23 protein-coding genes are annotated in these 22,106 nt (G+C 65.9%); 14 read left to right on the top strand and 9 right to left on the bottom strand.

All coding sequences use genetic code 11. From position 1 onward, the window contains the following. Positions 1 to 61: 61 nt before the first annotated feature. The 5 genes from AACH32_RS17485 (at position 62) to AACH32_RS17465 (ending at position 4,422) form a co-directional block, all read left to right on the top strand. Positions 62 to 283 carry a hypothetical protein gene (locus AACH32_RS17485; protein ID WP_338602342.1) on the top strand — a complete coding sequence of 74 codons (222 nt, stop codon included), beginning with the start codon at positions 62 to 64 and terminating at the stop codon, positions 281 to 283. Positions 284 to 331: 48 nt separating this feature from the next. After that, a complete protein-coding gene (locus AACH32_RS17480) occupies positions 332 to 1,597 on the top strand; it encodes a hypothetical protein (protein WP_338602340.1) in 1,266 nt (421 codons plus the stop codon). Positions 1,598 to 1,678: 81 nt separating this feature from the next. Further along, a complete protein-coding gene (locus AACH32_RS17475; RefSeq protein ID WP_338602338.1) occupies positions 1,679 to 2,512 on the top strand; it encodes an SDR family NAD(P)-dependent oxidoreductase in 834 nt (277 codons plus the stop codon). A gap of 287 nt (positions 2,513 to 2,799) precedes the next feature. Next, positions 2,800 to 3,243 carry a cytidine deaminase family protein gene (locus AACH32_RS17470; protein WP_338602335.1) on the top strand — a complete coding sequence of 148 codons (444 nt, stop codon included), beginning with the start codon at positions 2,800 to 2,802 and terminating at the stop codon, positions 3,241 to 3,243. Between the two features lie 138 nt (positions 3,244 to 3,381). Then, positions 3,382 to 4,422: a calcium/sodium antiporter gene (locus tag AACH32_RS17465; RefSeq protein WP_338602333.1), complete on the top strand. Its 1,041-nt coding sequence runs from the start codon at positions 3,382 to 3,384 to the stop codon at positions 4,420 to 4,422. 54 nt (positions 4,423 to 4,476) lie between these two features. On the opposite strand, the gene AACH32_RS17460 is transcribed toward AACH32_RS17465, so the two are convergent. The 3 genes from AACH32_RS17460 to AACH32_RS17450 form a co-directional block, all read right to left on the bottom strand. Next, on the bottom strand, positions 4,477 to 5,280 hold the full coding sequence (locus AACH32_RS17460) for a sulfite exporter TauE/SafE family protein (protein ID WP_338602331.1): 804 nt from the start codon (positions 5,278 to 5,280) through the stop codon (positions 4,477 to 4,479). Between the two features lie 132 nt (positions 5,281 to 5,412). Then, positions 5,413 to 5,808, bottom strand: a complete 396-nt coding sequence (locus tag AACH32_RS17455) for a P-II family nitrogen regulator (RefSeq protein WP_338602328.1) — start codon at positions 5,806 to 5,808, stop codon at positions 5,413 to 5,415. Positions 5,809 to 5,830: 22 nt separating this feature from the next. After that, on the bottom strand, positions 5,831 to 7,054 hold the full coding sequence (locus tag AACH32_RS17450) for an ammonium transporter (protein WP_338602326.1): 1,224 nt from the start codon (positions 7,052 to 7,054) through the stop codon (positions 5,831 to 5,833). 625 nt (positions 7,055 to 7,679) lie between these two features. Between AACH32_RS17450 and AACH32_RS17445 the strand changes: the two genes are divergently transcribed. The 7 genes from AACH32_RS17445 to AACH32_RS17415 all read left to right on the top strand — a co-directional run bounded on the left by AACH32_RS17445 (position 7,680) and on the right by AACH32_RS17415 (position 13,140). After that, entirely contained in the window at positions 7,680 to 8,333 is a 654-nt protein-coding gene (locus AACH32_RS17445) for a lysoplasmalogenase (RefSeq protein WP_338602323.1), read from the top strand. A gap of 111 nt (positions 8,334 to 8,444) precedes the next feature. Beyond that, a complete protein-coding gene (locus AACH32_RS17440) occupies positions 8,445 to 9,203 on the top strand; it encodes a tetratricopeptide repeat protein (protein ID WP_338602321.1) in 759 nt (252 codons plus the stop codon). 72 nt (positions 9,204 to 9,275) lie between these two features. Next, positions 9,276 to 10,250 (top strand): serine O-acetyltransferase EpsC, encoded by a 975-nt coding sequence (epsC, locus tag AACH32_RS17435; RefSeq protein ID WP_338602318.1) that lies wholly within the window; start codon positions 9,276 to 9,278, stop codon positions 10,248 to 10,250. Beyond that, complete coding sequence (cysK, locus tag AACH32_RS17430) at positions 10,247 to 11,179, top strand: cysteine synthase A (RefSeq protein WP_338602315.1); 933 nt, start codon at positions 10,247 to 10,249, stop codon at positions 11,177 to 11,179. The genes epsC and cysK overlap by 4 nt, the downstream gene beginning before the upstream one ends. Positions 11,180 to 11,320: 141 nt before the next feature. Then, positions 11,321 to 11,770: an Hsp20/alpha crystallin family protein gene (locus AACH32_RS17425; protein WP_338602312.1), complete on the top strand. Its 450-nt coding sequence runs from the start codon at positions 11,321 to 11,323 to the stop codon at positions 11,768 to 11,770. Between the two features lie 151 nt (positions 11,771 to 11,921). After that, positions 11,922 to 12,572 (top strand): hypothetical protein, encoded by a 651-nt coding sequence (locus AACH32_RS17420; RefSeq protein WP_338602310.1) that lies wholly within the window; start codon positions 11,922 to 11,924, stop codon positions 12,570 to 12,572. Positions 12,573 to 12,621: 49 nt separating this feature from the next. Further along, positions 12,622 to 13,140 carry a hypothetical protein gene (locus tag AACH32_RS17415; RefSeq protein WP_338602308.1) on the top strand — a complete coding sequence of 173 codons (519 nt, stop codon included), beginning with the start codon at positions 12,622 to 12,624 and terminating at the stop codon, positions 13,138 to 13,140. A gap of 9 nt (positions 13,141 to 13,149) precedes the next feature. Here AACH32_RS17415 and AACH32_RS17410 read toward each other — a convergent pair whose 3' ends face one another. The 3 genes from AACH32_RS17410 to AACH32_RS17400 form a co-directional block, all read right to left on the bottom strand. Further along, complete coding sequence (locus AACH32_RS17410; protein ID WP_338602305.1) at positions 13,150 to 14,463, bottom strand: TolC family protein; 1,314 nt, start codon at positions 14,461 to 14,463, stop codon at positions 13,150 to 13,152. 57 nt (positions 14,464 to 14,520) lie between these two features. Then, complete coding sequence (locus AACH32_RS17405) at positions 14,521 to 16,074, bottom strand: SDR family oxidoreductase (RefSeq protein ID WP_338602302.1); 1,554 nt, start codon at positions 16,072 to 16,074, stop codon at positions 14,521 to 14,523. 97 nt (positions 16,075 to 16,171) lie between these two features. Next, positions 16,172 to 16,669 carry a rubrerythrin family protein gene (locus tag AACH32_RS17400; protein WP_338602300.1) on the bottom strand — a complete coding sequence of 166 codons (498 nt, stop codon included), beginning with the start codon at positions 16,667 to 16,669 and terminating at the stop codon, positions 16,172 to 16,174. 224 nt (positions 16,670 to 16,893) lie between these two features. Here AACH32_RS17400 and tpx point away from each other — a divergent pair, with 224 nt between their 5' ends. Next, the gene (gene tpx, locus AACH32_RS17395) at positions 16,894 to 17,406 is read left to right on the top strand and encodes a thiol peroxidase (protein WP_338602297.1); all 513 of its coding nucleotides are present in this window, start codon (positions 16,894 to 16,896) and stop codon (positions 17,404 to 17,406) included. Positions 17,407 to 17,486: 80 nt separating this feature from the next. Here tpx and AACH32_RS17390 read toward each other — a convergent pair whose 3' ends face one another. Together AACH32_RS17390 and AACH32_RS17385 are read right to left on the bottom strand one after the other, a co-directional pair. Next, positions 17,487 to 17,849: an STAS/SEC14 domain-containing protein gene (locus AACH32_RS17390; protein WP_338602295.1), complete on the bottom strand. Its 363-nt coding sequence runs from the start codon at positions 17,847 to 17,849 to the stop codon at positions 17,487 to 17,489. Positions 17,850 to 17,966: 117 nt separating this feature from the next. Then, positions 17,967 to 18,596 carry a TetR/AcrR family transcriptional regulator gene (locus AACH32_RS17385; protein ID WP_338602293.1) on the bottom strand — a complete coding sequence of 210 codons (630 nt, stop codon included), beginning with the start codon at positions 18,594 to 18,596 and terminating at the stop codon, positions 17,967 to 17,969. A 113-nt stretch (positions 18,597 to 18,709) separates the two neighbouring features. On the opposite strand from AACH32_RS17385, the gene AACH32_RS17380 reads away from it, so the two are divergent. Next, entirely contained in the window at positions 18,710 to 19,459 is a 750-nt protein-coding gene (locus AACH32_RS17380) for a DUF6125 family protein (protein ID WP_338602291.1), read from the top strand. A gap of 496 nt (positions 19,460 to 19,955) precedes the next feature. Here AACH32_RS17380 and AACH32_RS17375 read toward each other — a convergent pair whose 3' ends face one another. Next, positions 19,956 to 22,034, bottom strand: a complete 2,079-nt coding sequence (locus AACH32_RS17375) for a molybdopterin-containing oxidoreductase family protein (RefSeq protein WP_338602289.1) — start codon at positions 22,032 to 22,034, stop codon at positions 19,956 to 19,958. Positions 22,035 to 22,106: the final 72 nt, after the last annotated feature.

Genomic DNA, 22,106 nt, shown 5'->3' with positions numbered 1-22,106 from the left:
ATAAAATATCCCTGATTGGTGCAGGACGATTAATACCGGAGCCTGTAGGAGGGAAGAGTTCATGGATTACGAGGTGAGGCGAGTCGAAATAGACGGGGAGTTCAAGGTCTGCCCCGTGTGCGGCTATAAGGACGGCTTCCATTCCATGTTCCGGCGCGAAGGAGAGTCCACCAAATGGATGTTCATTTGCCCCAACTGCCACAGCGTCTTTGATCCGGGGTTCACCCTCGAAGGAACGCCCGGGGCGCAAAAGGTCTCCGCTCTCGGCAAAAAATCAACCTAGCGCCCCCCGATGAGCCGCGATAGCCTGCCGGGAAATCTTCTGGCCAGAATGAGACACGCATCCGATCTGTCCCTGGAGGTGGTGGTTCTGCTCATCCTCGGGGCGTTCATGCTCCTGTTCGGCGTCCTGTTGTTGGCCATAAAGGACGGCGCCTTGCCCTACACCCGGGACAGCGCCTACGGTGTTTTTCTGGTCCTGGTCTCCTTTCAGACGATAACCATGGGCAAGAGCCCGTTCGGCGATCTTCACAGATCGTGGGGCCTTATCATCATGGGCCTGGGCACGGGTACCTTTGGCATGGCCGCCTGTTTTATCCCGGGATATTTGACCGAGGCGATCCGGGTGCTGGTGGGCCTCATCCTGTCGTTGGGTGGCCCCACCTTGACGGTCAGGCTGATGGCTTCCCAGGGAGCGCGCAAGGCCTGGGCCGGCGGCTCCGGCATGCTGAAGCAGTTGGTCGTCTCCTGCCTGCTGGTCTATGGTCTCTCGTTTGCCACCGGTCTGATAACCCTCTTTCCCGGCATTCTGGGGGACGGGCAGACCGCCCTGCTGCTCATCTGTTACGGGCTTGCTTTTTTCTATCTCGCTTGGTGCCTCTGGCGGGTGGCCGGAATCCAGGGCGCCCACGGGTATGCCCTCCCGGCCCAAAGCGCGGCCGGGCGCAGCCGCCCCGAGGCCGGATGGCGCGCCAAGCTTTTCGCGGAAACTTCCCTGCCTCTTTCGCAGGCCGTGTTGTTGATGCTGGCGATCCTGTTGGGCTTCCTGGGGCTTTTGCTCTTCCCGGTAAATCTTGGGCTCGTCGCCTTTTCCGCCGATGGCCAGTTGGGCCTTTTGCTCACCTTGATGGCTATTCAGATGATGGCCATGGGCGACACTCCGCTGGGCCAATACAGGCGTTCGTGGCTGATGATCGCCTTGGGCCTTCTGCTGGCCGGCTTGGGGATATTTTCCAGCATCGTGCCGGGCGTGGTTACCGTGCTGGTCACGGTGCTTCTGGGACCTCTCAACATCCTGGGCGGCGCAATTTTGCTGGCCAAACGTTTTGCCCCTCGGCTTAGGAAAACCGCTTGCGACCCCGCGGACCAAGCGGCCGTGCCTCCGGTGGTGAAGAAGCTGGCGGCCACCCAAACCGCCCTGAATTTGGCGGCAATACTTTTCGGAATATCCATGCTCCTGCCGGGCCTGCTCCCCGGCTTACTGGTCGCGGGTATCCTCGTGGTCAATGGAGTACTGCTTTTGGTGCTCACCTCTTTGCTGGGCGAGATCAACGCGCTGCTTGGCGGCCAAGCAACGGAGCAAGGGGCCGCGCCCTAGGCGGCAGTCGTTAAACACCTGGGGCCTGCGCCGGGCGAAGCCCTAACGCGGGAGTTACACTGGGAAAGGAATGCAACGACCATGAGCGAAACGAGCCACTATTATCGCGATAAAGTAGCCGCAGTCACTGGCGGAGCCTCCGGTATCGGGCTGGCCCTGGTGGAGGCCATGCTGGCCAATGGGGCCCGAGCGGTAACCCTGGCCGACATCAACGAAGCCAATCTGGCCAAGCACGCCGATCGCCTGAACCAGCAGTACCCCGGCAGGGTGCAAGGGGTGAAAACCGATGTGACCCGGGAGGAGAGCGTCAAGGCCATGGTGGACAGCGCGGCGGCCTTGGGCGGCGGTCGGCTGGAGTTGCTGTTCAACAACGCGGGCCTGGGCCTGTCCGGCGCCTTCGGCAACCTGGGCAACGAGGACTGGGCCAAAGCCTTTGCCATCAATTTCCACGGGGCGCTTTACGGCATCCGCGCGGCGTTGCCCTATATGCAAAAGGCCAAGGGAGGGCATATCCTCAACACCGCCTCGGGCATCGCTTTCGTGAATCTGCCCTACCAAAGCATGTACGCCGCCACCAAGGCGGCCTTGCTGAGCATGACCAATTCGCTGCGTTATGAATATTGGGATGAGGGGATTCGCTTTTCCACTATCGTGCCCGGCACGGTGGCCACCCCCATTTGGGACGCGGCCGGCGGCGCGCCCTCCGGCGCGATAACCGCCGAAGAGTGCGCGGCCAGGGTCCTGGAGGCCGCGGCCCAAAACCGGCGCGTCATTTTCGTCACCGAGGATGACAAAAGCGGCTGCGTCAACATGGCCCTGGGGGCGGCCTATATGCCCAGCACGGAAACGGCCCTGGAGGCCTATATGTTGGGCGTGGCCAAGGCCAGGAGAGCCGGAGACTTTACCTCGATATAGCCGCGGGTTGGGGCTCCGCTTGGGGCCAATGCCCTAGGATTCGTTACGTATACTTATTCTGTGCCGTCCCAGCCTAGGCGTGCAGCCTCTGATTGCCTGCGACAGGGCCCGCCCGCCGGGCATGGGCATTTTGACGGGGCCAGGTCCCGCCCCTGGGCCTGGCGATGATCCCGGGTGGCCCGCAAAATGCGCCGATCCCGGCCTTGCAGATGCTAAATTATAGGTGGGCGGCGGCGCAGGGCGCGGCGGCCGCCGGGGGGGACGAGACCCGAGCCGGGAGTGCGGTCATGTGCTCAAGAGTGGCCTTGCAAAGACCAACGCTGGAGCCGCAGACGGCGGAGAGGCTGTTGCGGGCCGCCGATGAAATGCTTGAGCAAGGTTTTTCCTTTGGCGTGGAGATCGCCACCTACGGCGCCGCGGTCCTGACCACCAACCAAGCGATATACGGGGGCGTGAACCGGTTCTCCCCCTCGCACAGCCTTACCTTGCACGCGGAGCAGGTGGCCCTGGCCCATTGCTTCGCCCACGCCGACCCTCTGATCCTGGCCATGGCCATAACCAGCGTGGACCAATCCGCCCAGCCCGTGCCCTGCGGCATCTGCCGGCAGTTGCTGTTTGAAAACGCCCGGTTCTCCGGCTACGACATCGCCGTCATCACCAAAAGCCAAACCTATTACTTGAGCGAGCTGTATCCCCATCCCTGGCCCGACCGGCCGCCCAAAAGGGATTAAGCGAGGCCGCGCCCGGCCAAGGGCGGCTTTTCCGTTGGTCGGCGCGCCATTTTGCGGACCGGGCATGCCGCCCATGGTAAGCTGCCCTTGACCGCGCGGAGCGGCTCGGCCGATGGTTAAAAGACGGCGGTAAGGGACTTGGAACGGATATTCTACTACCTGACCAGCGAAGAAGTGCTGCAGCAAATGGTGGCCGGCCTGCCGGTGTGGGGCCTGCTTTTGCTGCTCATCGTGTGCATCGTGGTGCTTTCCAAGGGCGCGGACCTCATGGTGGACGGCGCGGTGGCCCTGGCCCGGCGCACCGGCCTGCCCCGCATCGTCATCGGAGCCACCATCATCAGCCTGGGCACCACCACCCCCGAGATGTTCGTGAGCGTCATGGCCGCCTGGACCGGCAACCCCGGCCTGGCCCTGGGCAACGGGGTGGGTTCCATCATCTGCGACACCGGCCTCATCTTCGGGCTGATGTGCATCATCAGCCGGGTGCCGGTGCGCCGCTACATCCTCAACCGCACCGGTTGGGTGCAGGTGGCCTCGGCCACCCTGTTGGTGCTGCTGGCCCTGTTGGCCCTGTGGCAAAACCCCCAGAACCCGGTGCTGGGCCGCGGGGTGGGCGTTTTGTTCCTGGTGCTACTGGTGGGTTATCTCTATATGTCCTACCGCTGGGCCCGCCAGAGCGGCCTGGTGGACGAGCCGGAGGAGGACCAAGCGCCCTGGGGCCTGGGCAGATCCCTGGGCTGCACCCTGCTGGGCCTGGCGGGGGTGATCGTGGGCAGCCGCCTGCTGGTGCCCACCGCCGCCGAGGGGGCGGCTCGCCTGGGGGTGCCCCAGGACGTCATCGCCGCCACCCTGGTGGCCTTCGGCACCAGCCTGCCCGAGCTGATGACCGCCATAAGCGCGGTGAAGAAGCGCCAGCCCCAGATCATGGTGGGCAACGTGGTGGGGGCCGACGTGCTCAACTGCCTTTTCGTCATCGGCGCGGCGGCGGTGGCCCGCCCCCTGAGCGTGCCCCCCAACTTCTACAGCTTCCACTTCCCGGCCATGCTCTTGATCCTCTACTCCTTCCGCCTGTTCATCCGTCTGAACACCGACGGCTGGTTCAAGCGCTGGCAAGGGGCCTGGATTTTGGGGATCTACCTGGCCTACCTGGTGGCGCAATACGGTTTTAATTTGGGATAGTTCCGGTGGGGGCCGGGGGCTTGTTCCGGCGGCCGGACTGGGCGGGGGCGGACCCTATAGCAGGCCCAGGAGCATCTTGGTGGCCACCAGGATGAGGAAGACGGCGAAGGTCTTCTTGAGGGGGCCGGTGGGCAGGCGGTGGGCCAGGCGGGCCCCCAGGGGGGCGAAGAACACGCTGACCAGGGCGATGCCCACCAGGGCGGGCAGGTACACGAAGCCCAGGCTATGGGCGGGCAGGCCGGGCTCGTTCCAGCCGTTGACCATATAGCCCGCCGCCCCGGCCAGGGCGATGGGCAGGCCGATGGCTGCCGAGGTACCGATGGCCCGGTGGATGGGCAGGTTGCACCAGGTCATGAAGGGCACGCTGAGCGAGCCTCCGCCGATGCCCACCAGGGCGCTGACCCCGCCGATGAACAGGCCCACCAGGCTGGTGCCGGTCCAGACGGGTACGTGGCGGCTGGGCTTGGGCCGGGCCTCCAGAAGCATCTGCAGGGCCACCAGGTAGAGGAACGCCACGAAGAAGGCGGCCAGGAAGCGGGTGGAGAGCTGGGCGGCCACCCAGGAGCCCAGATAGGTGCCGGCCAGGATGCCCCCGGTGATGCGGGCCACGATGGACCAGTCCACCGCGCCGCGCTTGTGGTGGGCCCGAAAGCTGCTGACGGAGGTGAACACAATCACCGCCAGCGAGGTGCCCAGGGCGATGTGCAGCACGTTTCCCGGGGCCAGCTTGGCCGCCTCCAGGTAGAAGGCCACCGCCGGCACGATGACGACGCCGCCGCCCACGCCCAACAGCCCGGCCAGGGTGCCGCTGAAGGCGCCCACCGCCGCGAAGACCAGCCAGGGAATGATTGCTTCCATGCTCTACGTCGCTTCCGCCAGGTTTTGGGTTGGCTTGCCGGTGGCCTAGTTTACTCCCGGAGACGGGTGGAGGCAAAAAACGGGGCGGAACCTTTCGGTCCCGCCCCGCGATATAACAAATGGTTGCGGCGCCTAGGAAGCCTTGGCCTTGCCCCGGCCCTTCTTTTCGTCGATGTCGCCGGGATACATCACCGCCTCGTGGCCCCGTTCGCCGGTGCGGATACGCACCACCTCGTCCACCGGGTAGACGAAGATCAGCCCGTCGCCCGCCGCCCCGGTGCGCCCGGAGGCCAGGATGGCCTCGATGGTTTCATCCACGTTGTCTTCGCTCAGGATGATGTTCATCTGCATCTTGGGTAGCATGTCCACCTGGTAGGTGCCCGAGCGCCCGGCCAGGGTGATGCCGCCCTGGCGGCCCTGGCCGCGAATCTCCAGCACGTTCATTCCCCGGATGCCGATCTCGTTCAGGGCGTCCTTGACGTCGTTGAGCTTGTCCTCGCGGATGATGGCTTCGATCTTTTTGAGCATGGTCCGTCCCTCCCTTATCCTCCTAAGAATAAGCTCGTTCACCGTGGCCGCTGATGTCAAGCCCAACTTCTTCCTCGTGGGTCCCCACCTTGAGCCCGATGCTCATGTTGAGCGCCTTGGCCAACACGTAGGTGACGGCGAAGGAGAAGATCATGGTGACCACCGTGGCCAGAATCTGCACTCCCAACTGGGAGGGATTGCCGTGGAACAGGCCGTTGGCCCCGCCGGGGTTGATGGCCGTGGAGGCGAACAGGCCGGTGGCGATCATGCCCCAGGTGGAGGCCATGCCGTGGCAGGCGAAGACGTCCAGGGACTCGTCCAGGCCCCGCTGCTCGCGGAAGCGGATGGTGTAGTAGCTGATGGGCGCGGCCACCGCCCCGATGACCAGCGCGGCCAGGGGCGAGACGAAGCCCGAGGCCGGGGTAACCGCGGCCAGGCCCACCACCATGCCCGTGACCAGGCCCAGGGTGGAGGGGCGGCCGTCCAGCCAGGATAGAAGCATCCACACCAGCCCGGCGGCGGCCCCGGAGGTGTTGGTGGCCAACAGGGCGTTCACCGCCACCCCGTTGGCGGCCAGGGCGCTGCCCCCGTTGAAGCCGAACCAGCCCACCCACAGCAGGCCCGCGCCCAGCACGGTGTAGGGAATGCTGTGCGGCTCCATGGGGATGTGGCCGAAGCCCTTGCGGGGGCCGATGACCATGGCGAAGGCCAGGGCCGAGCAACCGGCGGCCACGTGCACCACGGTGCCTCCGGCAAAGTCCAGCACGCCCATCTCCCGTAGCCAGCCGCCCGCGCCCCACACCCAGTGGCACAAGGGGTCGTAGACCAGGGTGGCCCAGGCGATGCCGAAGAGCAGAAAGGACTTGAAGCGGATGCGCTCCACAAAGGCCCCGGTGATGAGCGCCGGGGTGATCACCGCGAACATCATCTGATAGGTGGCGAAAAGCTGGTGGGGGATGCTGGAGCCGTAGTCGGGGTTGGGCGCGGCGCCCACGTTCATGAAGCCCAGGAAGTTGAGCCCCCCGATGAGGCCCCCGATGTCCTGGCCAAAGGACAGGGTGTAGCCGAACAACAGCCACTGGACCCCGATCAGGGCCATGAACACGTAGCTCAGGGTCAGGGTGGACAAGATGTTCTTGCGGCGCACCATGCCGCCGTAGAAAAAGGCCAGCCCCGGAGTCATCAACAGAACCAGCGAACAACAGACCAGCAACCAGGCGGTGTCGCCCGTGTTGAGGTTGGCCATGCTTACCCTCCTCGCATGCTGAATTTTTTCCTGCCGGGAGCCCACTCCCCAGTTCCGGGCCACCACGGCCCAACCGGCGCGACTTTTCCTCGGGGGGACTTAACGCAAGCTCCATACCAACTTGGCCCGCCCGGAGGGGGGCGGGCTAAGAGACCGGCAATACACCAATAAGCCATCGCGGCCGCCACCAAGCCTGCAAAAATGTAAACAATAAAACTACCTAGCGGTAGGCTGAAAACCGCCGATGCTACCGTTTGGTGGGAAATATGGAAAAACTTGGACCCAACGCGCAGAAGGGGCTGGCGGGGCGTGGGGTGGAGGCCTTGCTTGGTCCGAGGCGAATACGTCAGATAATAATTATATAAATTGGGTAGTTATAATGATAAGGGGCATTGGTTTCTTGGCCGGGGCTTGGCTGGGGAGGGCGGAGAGCCTGCACGGGAGTCATGGCTTGGTGACAAATAGGGGAGCTACTAATTTGTAGACAGCCTGGAGTTGCCTACCAATTGGTAGGAATAGTCGGGACTGCTGCCCGCCCGGTCAAGAAGGCCCCACGGCTCTTGGCTTACAATCCCCGCCCCGGCGTGCTAAATTGGCCCAGCCTCAGGGACCTGGGAGGGGAATCATGACCGCGACCTATCTGTTGATACCCGCCGTTCTGCTCTTGCTGGGCCTCTTGTGGGCCGAGCGCGGCCAGCGCCCCGCTCGGGTGCTGGCCTGCAAGGCCCCCCTGTCGGGCCTGTTCGTGCTCACCGCCCTCCTGCTGCCCCACGCCCAGTCCCACTACTTCTACCTGGTGCTGGCCGGTCTGGTCTTGGGCCTGGTCGGCGACGTGTGCCTGGCCCTCAAGGGCGACGCCCCTTTCAAGGCCGGGCTGGTTGCCTTCCTGTTGGGCCACGTGGCCTACGTGGTCGCCTTTGCCGGGCTCAGCGACCCCGGCGGCTGGATCCGCCCCGGTTTTCTGGCCATCTGCGCCTTCAGCGGCCTGGTGTTCCTGTGGTTGCGCCCCAGCCTGGGCAACATGACCATCCCGGTGGTGGCCTACGTGGTGGTCATCACCCTGATGCTGTTGGCCGCCGAGGCGGTGGCGTTCAACCCGGCCTTGCCCCGGCTGGAGGCCTGGCTTATCTTTGGCGGGGCTTTGTCATTTTATCTCAGTGATTTGTGCGTGGCTCGCGACCGTTTTAAGAAGCCGGGCTGGCTCAACCGCCTGGTGGGCCTGCCCCTTTACTACACCGGTCAGTTCGCCATCGCCTGGTCGGTGGGCGGCATGTTTTAAAAAGCTTGACCAACCAGGCGAGGGGCGTAAAATTTTAGTTTAATGTGATGCGCTGTTTCATCACCACGAGGTCTCGATTTGCATTGCGGCACTGTTAAAACCGGTCACGGCTTGCCGGCCATTTGGCTCACGGCGGCCTTGATTTTGGCCTTGTTGGCCATGGGCGGCCCCCGGGCCTGGGCCCAGGACGTGCCGGTGCAACTAGCCGCCAAGGCCCAGGCCTTTTACGAGCAGCGTGCCGATATGGACGTGGCCGCCCGGGCGGTGGAAGCCTACCGCGAGATCCTCGCCTACACCCCCGAGGACCTGGACGCCTCCCTCAAGCAGTGCGAGCTGTTGGTGTGGATCGGCGCCCAGGAGCAGGACGCCAAGGCGGAGCCCTATTACCGCGAGATGATCGCCGTGGCCCAGCGGGCCCGCCAGGCCCATCCCCAGGATCCCGGCCCGGTGTACTGGCTGGGCGTGGGCCAGGGCATGATGGCCACCGTGGCCCCCATCAGCCAGGCCCTGAGCCTGGTGAAAGAGGCGCGGGGCAACATGCGCCTGCTGCTCACCATGGACCCCTCCTATTGCCACGGCGGGGCCGACCGGGTCTTGGGGCGCATCTACAGCAAGCTGCCCTTTTTCATCGGCGGGGACAACGACAAGGCCGAGGAGCACTATAAATCGGCCATCGACCGGGGCCCCCACTACTGGCTCAACCACCTTTACCTGGCCGAGCTGTATCACCACGAGGGCCGCGACGCCAAGGCCAAGCAGCTTTTGCAGCAGGTGGCCGCCGGGCCCACCATCAACGGCCTGGAGCCCGAATGCCGCCTATGGCAGAACGTGGCCCGCAAGTACCTGGTGGGCGAGGTTTCCTCCGAATAACGCTCCTATGCTATCCTGAAAAATCAGAGACCCACCACTCCCCGGCAAGAGGGAAGAACCGAGGATATGGCCATGCCTGAATCCGCCCATGGGGATAACTGCAAGCTGGAAGAAAAACTGTCCCTGGAGCTGCACCAAGAGCTGCCCGCCGTGGTCAACGAGCTGGTGGCCAGCTGCGGTACCAAGGAATGTTTCGAGCACATCAGCCCGGTGCCCCTGCCCAGCCGCGAGGCGGTGGTGGAGATAGTGACCAGATCCCGCAAGGCCCTGTTTCCCGGCTACTTCGACGGCCACAAGATCGAGGCGGTCAACCTGGAGTACCACATGGGCATGGTGCTCATGAAGCTCTACGACACGATGGCCGACCAGATAACCTGGGCGGTGCGCCACGACTGCTTCCGCCACGACCAGAGCTGCACTCATTGCGGCGACCGGGGGCAGCGCGCCGCCCTGGAGTTCGTGCAGGGCCTGCCCGAGATACGCCGCCTGCTCACCCTGGACGTGCTGGCCGCCCAGGAGGGCGACCCGGCCAGCGGGGGGGTGGACGAGATCATCTTCTCCTATCCCGGCCTGTTCGCGGTCACCGTGTACCGCCTGGCCCATCTGCTGCGCCATCTGGGGGTGCCCATCCTGCCGCGCATGATGAGCGAGTACGCCCACGCCCACACCGGCATCGACATTCATCCCGGGGCCGAGATCGGCAATAGCTTTTTCATCGATCACGGCACCGGCGTGGTCATCGGCGAGACCACCGAGATCGGCGACCACGTGCGGCTCTACCAGGGGGTGACCCTGGGGGCCCTGTCGCTGTCCAAGGAGGAGGTGGAGAGCCTGAGGGGGGCCAAGCGCCACCCCACCATCGAGGACAACGTGATCATCTATTCCGGGGCCACCATCCTGGGCGGCAAGACGGTGGTGGGAGCGCGCAGCGTCATCGGGGGCAACGTGTGGCTCACCGAGTCGGTGCCCCCGGACACCAAGGTTTTTTTGGAAAAGCCCCAACTGGTATACGTGGGCTCCCGGCGGCCCGGAAAGGATACGGCATGAGCACCCACATCAATCCCGACGTCGTGCGCGTGGTGGGGGACACCCCCCTGGTGCTGCTTAGCGAAAACTGCCTGGAGGGCATGGTGGCCACGGTGGTGGCCAAGCTGGAGTATCAGAACCCCCTGGGATCGGTGAAGGACCGCATCGCCGTGTCCATGATCGGCGCGGCCGAGACCGAGGGCAAGATCGACCGCGACACCCTGATCGTGGAGCCCACCAGCGGCAACACCGGCATCGGCCTGGCCTTTGTCTGCGCGGTGAAAAAATACCGTCTGCTGCTGACCATGCCCGAGTCCATGAGTATCGAGCGCCGCAAGCTGCTCAAGCACCTGGGGGCCGAGCTGGTGCTCACCCCGGCGGCCCAGGGCATGAAGGGGGCCATCGACAAGGCCCGGGAAATCGTGGCCGAAAGCCCCAAGGCCTACATGCCCGACCAGTTCGCCAACCCGGCCAACTCGGCCGTCCACCGCAACACCACCGGCCCGGAGATCTGGCGGGACACCGGCGGGGCGGTGGACATCCTGGTGTGCGGGGTGGGCACCGGGGGCACCATCACCGGGGCGGGTAGCTATCTCAAGAGCCAAAAGCCCGGGCTCAAGGCCGTGGCCGTGGAACCCGCCGACAGCCCGGTATTGAGCGGCGGCGAGCCCGGCCCCCACAAGATCCAGGGCATAGGCGCGGGTTTCGTGCCCCAGGTGCTGGACCGCGGGGTTATCGACGAGGTGGTCACCGTGAGCAACGACCAAGCCATGGACACCGCCCGCCTGCTGGCCCGCCACGAGGGCCTGTTGTGCGGCATCAGCTCTGGGGCGGCCACCTGGGCCGCCTGGCAGCTCTCCCGCCGCCCGGAAAACGTGGGCAAGACCATCGTGGTGGTGCTGCCCAGCACCGGCGAGCGCTATCAGTCCACCGAGCTGTACCAGGATTAGACGCTCGGCTTCGACGACCTGAAAAATTTGGCCTAAAAATTTGATCCGGGGACTTGCAACCGCAGGTTCCCGGATTAACTTTTTAGTTATAGGGACAACATATGATGTTGTTATCAATCAACAAACCCAAAATGGAGGGCGATGATGGCCTATCTGATTCCCTACCCGCAGGTTAGGGGAGTCAACCGCCTTCGTAGGGAGGTTGACGACCTATTCAGCCGCTTTTTCGAGCCCGGTCAGACCAGCGAGATGCCGGAGGCTTCCTTCCTGCCGGCGATCAACGTAAAAGAGACCGAGGCCGCGTTTGAGGTCAGCGCCGAGGTGCCGGGGCTCAAGCCCGAGGACATCAAGGTGGAGTACAACGACGGCTTGCTCACCCTGAGCGGGGAAAAGCGCGAGGAACACGAGGAAGACAAGGGCAACTACCATGTGGTGGAGCGGCGTTTCGGCGGCTTCAGCCGCAGCGTGCGCCTGCCCAGGGAAGTGGACGTGGAAAAACTGCAGGCCAGCCACAAGGACGGCGTATTGCTGGTCCAGCTTCCCAAGGCGACCAAGAGCACCAGCAAGACCATCGAGGTAAAGGCCGGCTGATTCAGCCGCGGCCCGGCCGCACAGAGCCCGCCCCCCGGGGGTGGGCTTTTATTTTGGCCCCACCCCGAGGGGACTATGGGCAGGGCCCTGAAAACATGTTAAAAGGGGGGACTCGCACTTGGGCGGGGAAACTTCAGGGAGCGGTGGGGATATGCGCGCTACATCCGTCGTCGGTTTGGGCCTTTCGTTGCTCATGCTCATGGGCACCATCTTCGCCTGCGGGGGCGGGCCCAGAGCGGTGCAGTATTACCGCGACGAGTCCACCATGATGCTGGACACCTATCCCAAGGCGGCCATGACCTACGACACCGGGCTGGATCAATACACCTACAACAGCCCCGCCGGCGGCGTAAACAGCAGCGGCGGCGCGGGCAACATCAAGGTGCGCCTACGCGTAGATACCGACCGCACCTTCACCTTCGAGCTCAAGCTGGCCAACGAGACCGTGGGTACCATCACCATCGACTGGGCCAACACCTACTACGTGAACACCCAGGGCTACAAGTACCACGTGGCCCACCAGGGCGTGCCCCTCTGGTCGCCGGTGAGCATGCTGCAGCCCACCCAGGTGGGCCCCGGCCAGACCATCGACGACGACCTGCAACCGGCCCGGGAGCTCAAGCGCGACGGCCAATGGCTCTTGGCTCCGCTGACCGATCCCCAGATCGCCCAAGGCGACTTCCCCAACCGCCTCACCGTGATCATGCCCATCACCAGCGGCGGGGTGCAAACGGTGCATCGTTTTGAGATGCCTGTCGATGATGTGGATCCCCTGGACACCTGGGGCCCCTGGTTGTACTAGCCTGGGGCGTCCCCCGGCGCGCCGCGCCCTGATACGGGGGGCGGTGCTCGTGCTGCTGTCGCTCCTGGCCCTGGGCGCGGCCTGCGCCGACTTGGGCACCGTGGATCCCGGCCCCGACCCGGCGCGGGTGCGGGTGCTGGTGGATCTGGCTGAGGACCGCAGCCTGTTCACCCCCTTTGACGACACCACCCCCTACACCAGTTGGGACTGGGGCCTGTATTTGGCCCAGGACGGGCGCAACGTGCCGCTCAGGCCCCAGCCGCCCCAATCGCTCAAAGAGATTCGCACCCCTCGCCTGGTGCGCGACACGGTTTTTCTGGTCCCGCCGGGGGCGCACACCCTGCGCCTTATCGTGCAGGCCAGCGTGGGGGTGCGCAGCGGCTGGACCTATTGGCCCATCACCACCGTGCTGGTGGACCAGACCTATGAGGTGGATCTAAAGCCCGGTGAAGAGACGACCCTCCGGCCCACCCAGGTGCGCAGCAACTCGCGCCACAACCTGGTGTCGCCCACAGCGCGCCGGCGGAACCCCCCGCCAACCCCGGCCCCCGGTAAGCCCCGCGCCTGAAGCCGGTATCTAGCGCGAAGCGACCCGGCTCCCGGCCAAGGGCCGCCCGATGGCCCGCTCCAGGGCGGCGAAGGCCTGCAAATAGTCGTAGCGGGCCCGGACCACCGCGCTGCGGGCGTCGAACAGGCTCACCTGGGCGTCGGTGAACTCGATGGCGTCGCCCACCCCGGCCTCGTAGCGCCCCTGGGCCAGGCGGAAGTTCTCCTCCGCGTTTAGGCGGGCGACCTCGGCCACATCGATGCGCTCGGCCGATTCCCTAAGCACCAGCCAGGCCTCCTCCACCTGCTGGGAGATGGTCAGCTCCAGCTCCTTGTACTGGGCCTGGCGCTGGCGCACCTGGGCCTGGTATTCGCTCACCTGGCCCTGGGTGAGAAAGCCCGAGAACAAGGGCCAGGTAAGGAACATCCCGGCGCTCCAGCCGTTGTCCAGGGGAAAGTCGGTGTTGGACAGCCCGTAGTCGGCCCCCGCGTCCAGGCTGGGCCAATAGCCGCCCCGGGCCGAGGTGAGGCGTCCCTGGGCGGCCTGGATCCCCGCTTGCAGGCTGGCCGTCTCGGGCCTTTGCTTGAGGGCCTCGGCCACCAGGGGCGGCAGGTCGGGGGGCAGGGGAGGGCTGTTCTGAATGTCGGCCAGGGTGTAGTCGCCCGGATAGGGACGCTTGCCCATCACCTTTTCCAGGGCCACCCGGGCCCGGCGGCGGTTGTATTGGGCGCTGATCAGGGCCAGGCGGGCGTTGGCCAGGTCCACCTGGGCCCGGGTCACGTCGATCTTGGGCCTCAGCCCGGTGCTGTAATAACCCTTGGCCTGCTCCACGTGCTTGGCCTGGGAGGCCAGGGTCTTTTGGGCCACCGTGACCAGGTGCTGGTTCTTGAGCACCTCGAAGTACTGGGCCTTCACCTCCAGGAGCACCTTTTCCCGCTGGGTTACCAGGTCGTGGCGGGTGGCCGAGAGCTCCTGGCGGCTGGCCTCCACCGTGCCTCCGGTGCGGCCGAAATCGTAGATCTTTTGGGTCAGGGCCAGCTCGGTGGAGTAGTAGTTGTATTGGTCGCTGTTGGAGCCTTCCAAATAGGCGGTGCGCCGGTTTTCGCTGTAGTTGCGGCTGTAGCCCGCCTCGCCGGAGAGCTGGGGCCACCAGCGGGAGCTGCTCTGGGTCAGGCGCCCCTCGGCCTGGGCCACTTCCTGGCGATAGGTCTCCAGGGTGGGGTTCTGCTCCAGGGCCACGGCCAGCGCCTCGCCCAGGGTGAGCCGGGGCTCCTCCCCCGGCGCCGGGACGGCCGCCAGGCACATCAGCCCCACTAAAATCGCCCCGCACCATGCCCTAATCATCGGAGTACCTCCCGGTATCTGGCAACCGCTACAGCTTAGAGGCAGCGGGGTCCGAGGTCAATGGGCCGGGGGCAGGGCGCAGCTTCGGGGATCGTCGGGGTCGAAGGGCTGGGCCGGGCCGCCGGGCGGAGCCCCCGCCGCGCGGGCCAGGCCGGGCAGCATGCCCTGGAACACCCAGTGGTGCAGGGGCCACACCCCGTACCAATAGGCCAGGCCCATCAGGCCCCGGGGCAGATAGCTGGCCACCAGGCGGGCCTCGCAAGCCGCCTCCCCCAGGGGGCTCAGGGTGAGCTCCAGGGTGGCCGAGCCCGGCAGCTTCATCTGGGCCAGCAGGAGCAGCCGCCGGGGCGGCTCCACGGCCAGCACCCGCCAGAAATCCAGGGCCTCGCCCACTCGGAGCTCGGCCGCGCTGCGCCGTCCCCGGCCCAGGCCCACCCCGCCCAGGAGCTTGTCCAGGGCCCCGCGCAGCTTCCACAGCCAACTCTGGAAATACCAGCCCCGGCGGCCGCCCACCCCGGCCACGTGGGGCCACACCGCTTCCACCGGCCGGGGGATGCCCAGGCGGTAGCCCGCCCGGAGCACCGTGCCCCCGGCATAGGGCGCGTCGCCGCAGGTGACCCATTCCGGCGGGAGTAGCTCGCCCGCGTCCATCCAGCAGCTCTCCACCTGATCCTGGGCCAAGCGCTCCAGGGCGATGCGGATGGCCTGGCGGCAGGTGAGCAAATCCTGGGGAACGATCTCGCGGATGCGCTCATCGCGGCAGACCACGGTGTTGCGCAGGCCCTCGGCCAGGGGACGGGCCAGGCTGGCCGGCACCGGGGTGACCAGGTGGATCCAATAGCTGCTCAGGCGGGGGGTGAAAAAGGGCACCGGGATGATGAGGCGCGGGGGCAGGCCCGCCTCCTGGGCCAGCATCTGGAACATCTCGGCATAGGTGCGCACGTCCGGGCCGCCGATGTCGTAGGTCTGCCCGGCCACCTCGTCGTGCTCCAGACAGCCCAACAGATAGCCCAGCACGTTAGAGATGGCGATGGGCTGGCAGCGGCTGTTCACCCAGCGGGGGGCGGTCATCACCGGCAGGCGCTCGGCCAGATAGCGCAGCAGCTCAAACGAGGCGCTGCCCGCCCCCAGGATCATGGCCGCCCGCAGCCAGGTGCAGGGCACCGCGCCGCTTTGCAGGATGCGGCCCACCTCGGCCCGGGAGCGCAGGTGGTGGCTGATATGGGGATCGTCGGGTACCAGCCCGCCCAGGTAGATTAGGCGCTCGACCCCGGCGGCGGCCGCGGCCAGCGACATATTGCGGGCCGCCTTGCGGTCGGCGGCGGCAAAGTCCTTGGTGCCGGGGTTCATGGAGTGCACGAGATAGAAGGCGGCCCAGCAGCCCCGGAGGCCTTGGGCCAGGGACAGGGGATCTTGCACGTCGCCCCGCACCAGCTCGCAGGCGGGGTGGGAGGCCCAGGGTCGGCAGGCCAGCTTGTCCAGGGAGCGGCCCATGGCCCGCACCCGGTGGCCGGCGGCCAGCAGGCGGGGCACCAGGCGGCCGCCCACGTAGCCGGTGGCCCCCAAGACCAAGACCGGTTCGTCGCGGCGCGGCGGATGAGCCCGGTTCATGTCGCCTCCTTGTTTTGCTTTCATTGCAGCACAGGCGGCCGGGCAAAAGCAACGGGGCCGCCGAAGCGGCCCCGCGGGGAAGCGAAAAACGTTCTAACTAGTCGACCTTCATGAAGCGGTCGCCCTTGGCGTTACATACCGGGCAACGGTCCGGGGCGCTGCCGCCCTGGGTGTAGCCGCACACCGGGCACACGTAGTAGGCGTAGTCACTGACTTCGCCGCCCAGGTTGTCCAGGAGCTTCTGATACAGATCGGCGTGCACCTTTTCCACCGCGTTGGCCCACTCGAAGGAGCGCAGGGCCTCCTTGGCGTCCTCGGCCTTGGCAGTCTCGATCATCTCCGGGTACATATGCTCGAACTCGTGGGTCTCGCCGGCCACGGCGGCCTTGAGGTTTTCCTCGGTGCTGCCGATGCCCTTCATGGCCCGCAGGTGATTGTGGGCGTGCACGGTCTCGGCCGCGGCCGCCGCCCGGAACATACGGGCGACCTGCGCATAACCCTCTTCGTCGGCTTTCTTGGCAAAGGCCAGGTACTTGCGGTTGGCTTGAGACTCGCCGGCAAAGGCTTCCGCCAGATATTCTTGCGTTTTGGACATGGTTTCAACCCCTCTCTGGAAGTTTGCAGTTGCTTATTGATAATAGTTACTATTATTATATAGTGAATGAACCGGACGATGTCAAGGCATCGTCCGTAAAAAACAGTCTGAGGCATGGCTCTTGATGTGACAAGTCCTGCCCGACGCTTTTACAATATAACTAACCCCCGTAAAACCGGGCAGTGACCGGCCATCTGGAGCCGGGCCGCCCATAAGGAGAAAAGATGAGCGACAACATGCAAGTAACCATGCACGGCAATCCCCTGAACCTGTTGGGCCAGGAAGTGGCCGTGGGCCAGGCGGCCCCGGACGTGGAGCTTTTGGCCAACGACCTGTCGCCGGTGAAGATCAGCGACTACCAGGGCAAGGTGGTGATCCTGTCCGTGGTGCCTTCCCTGGACACTCCCACCTGCGACCTGCAGACCCGGCGCTTCAACAGCGAGGCGGCGAACCTGGGCGATGACGTGGCCATCCTCACGGTGAGCATGGACCTGCCCTTTGCCCAGGCGCGCTGGTGCGGCGCGGCCGGGGTGGAGGCGGTGAAGACCCTGTCCGACCACCGCGAGGCCGCCTTTGGCATGGCCTACGGCCTGCTCATCAAAGAGTTGCGCCTGCTGGCCCGCGCGGTTCTGGTCTTGGACCGCGAGGGCAAGATCACCTACATCCAGCGGGTCAAGGAGCTGAGCGAGGAGCCCAACTACGACGAGGTGCTGGCGGCGGTAAAGAAGGTGGTCTAACAGACGCCATCGGTTGAACGAGTGGGGGCCGGCATTGCGCCGGCCCCTTCGACTTTTGCCCTGGCGCTCTTGGCCGCGCCTCAGCCGTTCACCCAGTCCCAGGCCTCCTGCGCCTGCTCGGGCGGGAAGCTTTGCACCTCCCCGGACATGAAGTGCTTGCCCACGTCCAGGGACCAGCGCACCCATTTGGGCGCGCCCACCAGGGCCATCTTGGCGAAGTCCTTGCGGTGCTTGAGGCCGAAGGTGGCGTCGTCCCAGGCCCCCCGGGGCTCCCAGCCCCGAAACTCCGGGCTCATGACCATCATCACCCGGGCCTTGCCCTGCTTGGCGATCATCTCCCTGAGGCGGGGTATGAGCACCTGTTGATAGTCGGTGTCGGTGAGCTTGCCCCTGGCCTCCACCGCCAGGGCCGTATCGCTGCTTTGCGGCATCATCTCCAGCATCGGGCATCCCTCCCCGCGATAGATTTTCCCTCCGGCGCCGGGGCTCGGGTTGCTCTTTCGGGATGCTGCCGCGCGGCGCCCTCTATATCTTAATGTAGCCCATCCGCGCCGGGTCGCTCAACGGGCCAGTCCTCGGGCCAGGGCCCGGCCCAGGCGGTCCAATAGCTCCAGGGGGGTGTCGGCCCCCAGCCCCAGGGCGGGGCCCAGCCAGAAATAGCCCCCGGCCAGGGCAACCACGGCCAGGGCCAGCTCGCGGGCTCGTTCCCGAGGCCAGCCCAGTTGCGCTCCGGCCGGGGCCAGCATGTCGGCCACCAGGGCCACATGTTCGCCCAGGCGCTGGGCCACGGCGCGGTGGGCCTCGCCGCCCGCATCCAGGGCCAGGGCCTGGTTCACCAGGGCGGCGGCCTCTGGCTTGAGCTGGAAATAGCGCAGATGCACGGCGGCCACGTCGGCTACCAGGGTCTCGGCATCGGTGGGGGCCAGGTTCAGGGGGCGCACCCGCCGGGCCAGGTCGCTGAGCACCTGGTCCACCAGCTCGGCCACGAAGGCCTCCTTGCTGGGCCAGTGGGTGAAAAAGGTGCCCTTGCCCACCCCGGCGGCGGCGGTGATGTCGATCACCTTGGCCGCGGCCAGGCCCTGGCGGGCGATGAGCCGCTGGCCTTCCTCGCTCAGGCGGCGGGCCGCCTGCTGGCGGCGCTGCCCGCGCGGGCCGGGAGGCGTCGGCTGCTGGTTGGTCGGTATGGCCATGGGGCCATTCTTCCTTGACCCGTGGGTCAAAGTCAACCGTCGGCGCGGCTTAACACGGTCCGGCTCTTGGGTTACAATTGCCTACCTTTAATTAATTCACCCAGGAGCAACTCATGGCTCATCCCAGCCCGCAGATAGACGACCTGGACCAGGAACAACTGGTCCGTTTCGTGTTGGAGACCTTTCACCGCAATCTGATTCACTACGGCCTGTGGTTCCGCGAAGTGGAGCACCAGAACGGCCTGGAGAGCGCCTTGGCGGCCGACCAGGAGGTGTTCGAGGCCTGCCTGGCCTTTCAGATGGGCCGCCTGGGCAAGATCCTGGGCTTCGAGGTGGATGAAAAGGGCGTGCCGCTCAAACTCAAGAACCTGAGCCGCGAGGAGCTCATCGACCTGGCGCGGGCGTCGGGGGCCAACTGGCTGGTCACCGACGGGGTGTGGTTCCAGACGGTGGAAAAGTCCCACGGCATGGACGCGGCCAAGCGGGCCAACGACCTGTGCTGGAGCCGCCTGAGCCCCCACGAGGCCTTTTACATCAAGCGGGTGCTGGGCCTGGGCGAGCGCCCCGGCCTGGCCGGGCTCAAGGCCGCCCTAGGCCTGCGCAACTACACCATGGTCAACCGCCAGTCCATGCACGATGTGGACGAGCACAGCTTCATCTTCCGGATGAACGACTGCCGGGTGCAGAGCGCGCGCAAGCGCCGGGGCCTGGCCGACTACCCCTGCCGCTCGGCGGGCCTGGTGGAATACCCCACCTTTGCTTCCAGCATAGACCCGCGCATCGTCACCGAGTGCGTGGGCTGCCCGCCCGATCCGCATCCCGAGGAGTGGTACTGCGCCTGGAAGTTTACGCTGGTTGAGTAGGAAGGGGCGGCTTGCGGCTGCGCCAGGAAGCGCCATGCGGCGTTGGCGGCATCGCTCCAACCTCGCTGTAGATATACCTACAGCTCCGGTTGTCGCTCGCCGCCGCCTTGCCTGGCCCTCCCTGGATGTGCCGCACCAGGACGGGCGCTCAGGCGGGACCGCCGGAAATGGAGATTGGGACATTGCGGGGGCCGCCGCCTGACGGTGCTGCGTCTGCTCCGTTGGCTCGGCCGCAAGGCAAAGAGGTCCAGAAGGAAAAAATCGGGGTTGACCTGTGCTGTTGGTCGTGGCCTTGCTTTGCTCCGGTTTTTCTTACTGACCATCCCCTAGACCTGCCGCTCCCGCATGATTGCTCCGCTTAGATTCCGGCGATTCGACCAGCGGCGGGGTTTTCCTTACCTGCTTTTATTGACGACTCACACCAAAGCGCTCGGCCTGGTGAAACATCCAGGCCGGGCGGTTGTGTTTTTGGCTTGCTTTGATCTGGCCCGGGCGGCTACTCCACCTTTTCCACCCGGCAGGGGATGGCCGCCAGGTTGGGGGTGCCGAACTCCTTGCCCAGCTTGGCCGCGCTGGTGAGCAGGTTGAAGTTGCTGCGCTCCCAGCCGCCCAGGGGGTCGTCCTCCTCGGGGAACCACCAGCCGTGCTCGGCAAAGACCACGCCAGGGCGCACCCGCTGGTTCAGCCTGGCCACCTGCTCGATGCTGCCTTGCCTGGTGCTCAGCCGCACCCGGTCGCCATCGTTTATGCCCAGGCGCACCGCATCGGCCGGGTGCAGCTCGGTTATGGGCTCGGGGTCGTGTTTCTTTAGCTCTTCCACCCAGCGGTAGGAGGAGTGCAGGGCCGCCTTGTTCTTGCGCCCAGTGAGCACCAAGGGGAATTCTTCGCTGGTGTCCTCGGCAAAGCCCTCCCAGGCGGGCAAGGGAGGCAGGCCGAACTTCTCGGCCGTGGAGAGCCTTAGCTCCACCTTGCCGGTGGGGGTGCGGAAGCCCTTGGCCTCGCACTTGCGATATTTGTGGGGGCCTTCCAGGTGGCCCATGGCCATGAACTCTTGCCAGCCAATGCCGCTGGGCTCCAGCACCATGTCCAGCAGCGCGTGGTAGTCCACGGGCCACAGCTCCTCTCCGGCCAGGCGACGCCCCAGGTCGCAGCAGATCTGCAAGGGCGGGCGGCACTCCTCGGGCGGGGCCACCACCCGGGGCCGGGCCAGGATGTAGCCGTGGCCGATGCCGTAGTGGCCGATGTCGTCGAACTCCAGGCTGGCCGCGGCGGGCAGCACCACGTCGGCCAGGGCCGCGCTGGGGGTGAGGAAAAGCTCGGCGCAGGCGAAAAACTCCAGGCTCTCCAGGGCCCGCTTGGTCAGGCGGCTGTCGGCCCAGACCATCAGCGGATTGGTGCCCAGGCTGAACAGGGCCTTCACCGGGTATGGCTCGCCCTCCAGGATGGCCCGGCGCAAAAAGGCCGGCGGTATGGTCATGAAGCGGGGGATCACCCCGTGGGCCGCGCTGAGCATCTCCTTGCGCTTGTCGGGCACCAGGTCGGCCCGCACGTAGGGGCCCAGCCCGGCGATCTTGGGCTCCAGGGGCTGCACGTTGCCCCCGGCCACGTCCAGGTTGCCGGTCAGGGCCATGAGGCACACCAGGCCCCGCGCCGCGTGGAAGGCCTGGTTGGTGTGCTCGATGGGGTTGCCCCAGGCCAGGGCCGCCGGCTTGGCCGTGGCGTAGAGCCGGGCCGCTTGGCGGATTTGCTCCGGCTCCAGCCAGGTGATCGCCGCCACCTTTTCCGGCGGGTAGTCGGCCGCCTGGGCGGCCAGCTCGGCAAAGCCATGCACGTGCTGATCCACGAACTCGGCGTCAAAGAGCTTTTCGGCGATGATTACGTTGATCATGCCCAGGGCCAGGGCCGCGTCACTGCCCGGCCTGAGCGGCAGCCACAGCTCGGCCCGCTCGGCCAAACGGCTGCGATAGGGGTCGATGACCATCAGCCGGGTGCCGTCTTCCAACTGCTTGTAGAGCTGGGAGCATATGGCCCCTTCCTCGTTGGTGGTGCTCACCCCGCTGGCCCACAGCACCACCAGCTCGCTGGGCTCTTTGAAATCCACCACCGGGTAGAAGCCGCAGGTGTGCACCCCGGTGATCTCCCTCGGGGCGTGGCACACGTCCTGGCTGGCCACCAGGTTGGGCGAGCCGAAGGTGTTGGCCAGGCGGATCTGGGCGAAGTGGTCCAGGCCCTTGGGCATGCCCAGGCCAAAGGCCACGGCGCGGGCGCCCTCGCGCCGGCGAATCTCGTCCAGGCGCTCGCTGATCTCCCCCAGGGCCTCGTCCCAGGAGATGCGCTCCCAGTGGCCCTCGCCCCGCGCGCCCACCCGGCGCAGGGGATGGCGCAGGCGCCCCGGATGGTTCAGGCGGTGAGGGGAGGCCAGGCCCTTGGGGCAGATGTAGCCCTGGTTGAGCCAGCCGTCGGGGTCTCCCTTGACCTTTACGATGCGCCCGTTCTCCACGGTGCAGATGATGCCGCAGCCGCCGTGGTCCATGTAGGAGCAGTGGGTTTTTACCTCGCGGGAATTTTGGTCCATGGCTTTGCTTGCCTTCCCCCGGTGGGGCGGGGTTATAATTCCGGACGAATGGGGAGATTTAAGCATTGTGAC

Origin of the sequence: Desulfoferula mesophila, assembly GCF_037076455.1 — a bacterium.
GTDB lineage: Bacteria > Desulfobacterota > Desulfarculia > Desulfarculales > Desulfarculaceae > Desulfoferula > Desulfoferula mesophila.
The sequence above is the reverse complement of the archived record's forward strand: the minus strand, read 5'-3'. Positions and strand labels throughout refer to the sequence as shown.